This window comes from Brooklawnia sp. (assembly GCF_049651565.1).
Taxonomy (GTDB): Bacteria; Actinomycetota; Actinomycetes; order Propionibacteriales; family Propionibacteriaceae; genus Brooklawnia.
The window spans coordinates 1-2,508 of the sequence record NZ_JBASCI010000242.1 but is presented as its reverse complement, the minus strand read 5'-3'; the positions used below and the strand labels follow the sequence as shown (position 1 = coordinate 2,508).

2 protein-coding genes and 1 pseudogene are annotated in these 2,508 nt (G+C 69.6%); all 3 read left to right on the top strand.

Annotated elements, in window-relative coordinates; translation table 11 throughout:
- On the top strand, window positions 1-906 hold a 906-nt coding region (locus WBL05_RS11495; RefSeq protein WP_424226051.1), incomplete at its 5' end, for an AAA family ATPase.
- Entirely contained in the window at window positions 903-2,186 is a 1,284-nt protein-coding gene (locus WBL05_RS11490; RefSeq protein ID WP_424226049.1) for a hypothetical protein, read from the top strand. The genes WBL05_RS11495 and WBL05_RS11490, both read left to right, overlap by 4 nt.
- A pseudogene (locus WBL05_RS11485) lies at window positions 2,183-2,508 on the top strand (hypothetical protein); the annotation flags it as partial. The gene WBL05_RS11490 and the pseudogene WBL05_RS11485, both read left to right, overlap by 4 nt.

The following is a 2,508-nucleotide window of genomic DNA, read 5'->3' as shown; positions in this document are numbered from 1 at the left end:
GAACTGGACCAGCTGATCGGCCTGGAGGGCGTGAAGGCCGAGATCAAGCGGCAGGCCGCGGTGCTGCGGGTTCAGTCGCTGCGCGAGAAGGCCGGCCTCAAGGTGCCCACCATCACCCGGCACCTGGTCTTCGTGGGCAACCCCGGCACCGGCAAGACCACCGTCGCCCGGCTGGTCGCCGGCATCTACAAGGCGCTCGGGCTGCTCAGCAAGGGTCAACTGGTCGAGGTCGACCGCTCCGAACTGGTGGCCGGTTACCTCGGCCAGACCGCGTTGAAGACCGCCGAGGTATCCGAGTCCGCGATCGGCGGAGTGCTGTTCATCGACGAGGCCTACTCGCTGTCCGGCGACCAGTACGGCGAGGAGGCCATCAACACTCTGGTCAAGGAGATGGAGGACAACCGCGACGACCTGGTAGTGATCGTGGCCGGTTACCCAGCGCCGATGGCCAGGTTCATCGCCGAGAACCCTGGCCTGACCAGCCGGTTCCGCACCACCATCGAGTTCGACGACTACACCGACGAGGAACTGGTCGACATCTTCGTCCAGATGGTCGACAAGTCCGACTACGACCTGGCCGACGGGGCGCTGGATGCGTTCAGGTTCGACCTGTCGATGCAGGTTCGGGACGCCACCTTCGGCAACGGACGCTACTGCCGCAACCTGCTGGAGGCGGCGATCGGGCACCAGGCGTGGCGGTTGAGGGACCAGTCCGAGCCGACCGTCGAGCAGCTGCGCACCCTGCTGGCCGAGGACATCCTGGGCGATGCGGTACTGGAGCCCGGTGACGAGCTGGCCCGGTCCACCGACACCGCAGCTCCGGCCGACACCGAGCCGATCGGGACCGACGAGGTCGACGAGCCCGACGTCGATGAGGCCGACTCCGACGAGGAGGGCCCGCAGTGACCCAGCCGACCCCCAACCCCACCAGGCCCTTCGGCCCCGGCATGCCGCCGGCGTCCGCAGCAAAGGGTCGCAAGGGGAAGGGCGTTGCCAAACCCAAGGCTGCCCCCACACCGCAGACCCGCGAGCGACGTCCGATGACCACCGCCAGGGTGCTCGCGCTGTGGCGGCTGGTGGTGGTGCTGAGCTGCCTGGCGGTCGCCGTGGTAGGCCCCCTGGTGCTGAACAACAACCGGGCATCGCTGGAACGGGTCAATGCGGCGTCCCAACAGGTGCTGCTGCTGCAGTCGGTGCGCGGCGAGCTGCTCGCCGCCGAGGCCAGTGGCACCCAGGCCCTGCTGCTCAGCGCCGACGGCGCCACCCCCGACGACCAGTTCGTCGGCCACCTGATCAGCGCCACCGAACGGTTCACCCAGGCCGCCACGGTGGCCCAGGACGACGCCGACCGGATGACCGACCTCGCCGCGTCGATCACCCGGTACACCGCCGACCTCAGCCGGGCGATGACCAGCGGCTCAACCGATCAGGTGACCACCGCCAGCCAGTACCTGCAGGGCACCCTGCTGGGGCAACTGGACGAGCTGATAACCGACAACCTCGGCTGGCTGGAGGTTTCGACCGCCGACCAGCGCTGGCTCAGCGCCCTGGTCGCGGTGTCGATCGTGCTGATGCTGATCGCGAGCGTGGTGGTGGCGCGGCGCACCCGGCGCGTCCTCAACCTGGGGCTGGTGGTTGCCATCGGCATCTCGGTGGCGATGTTCGTGCTGGTCACCCAGCTGGTCACCACCAGCGCCCAGAGCGTGGGCGCAGTGCAGACCTCCGGGGTCACCGGGGCCACCTCGGTCGCGCAGGCCTACTCGGCAGTCACCGAGGCAAAAGCGGCCGAGGGACGCGTCCTGCTGGGCATCACCCCGACCCAGCAGGGTCAGGCCGCGTACAGCTCGGCGGTCGATACCGCCGGTGAGATGCTCGCCATGCTGCCGGCCGCCCAGGGCGCCGGCATGGACACCCAACTGGAACAGATGATCGCCACCCACGACGAGCTGATGGCCGCACCGGCCGAGCAGCTGCCCGAACTGGTCGCGGCCGCACAACAGCCGTACGACGCGCTGGTCGAGTGGCTGGCCCAGCAGTCCATCCAGATCGGCGCCGACCTCGACCAGCAACTGACCGACCACGCCGCAACCGTCCAGAACGCGATCGGCTTCGTCGTCGCCGGCATGGTCGCCGCAGCGTTGGCCGGCGGCATCGGCCTGAGCCAACCGTTGCGGAGGTACCGATGAGCACAGCCGCGATCGCTCCCACCGCGCCCGGCCGCCTCGGCGAACCCGTGGACGCCGGGCAACTGCGCACCTACCTGATCGAACTCGACCGCTGGCTGGACGCCCGCCGTGCCGAACTCGAGGCGCTGGACGAGGCGGTCCGGGCCAGCGACCACCCCGACGAACTGACCCCCGACGTGGCGCTCGGCCTGCAGCTGTGGCAGGCGATCCAGACCCGCTATCGGCGGTTGTTGCAGGTGTGGGACCGCGGCCGGGTCGGCATCAAGGAGCGCGAACAGCTGGCCTCCCTGGTCTGGGGCCGGCTGGACGACGAGGTGTGGGG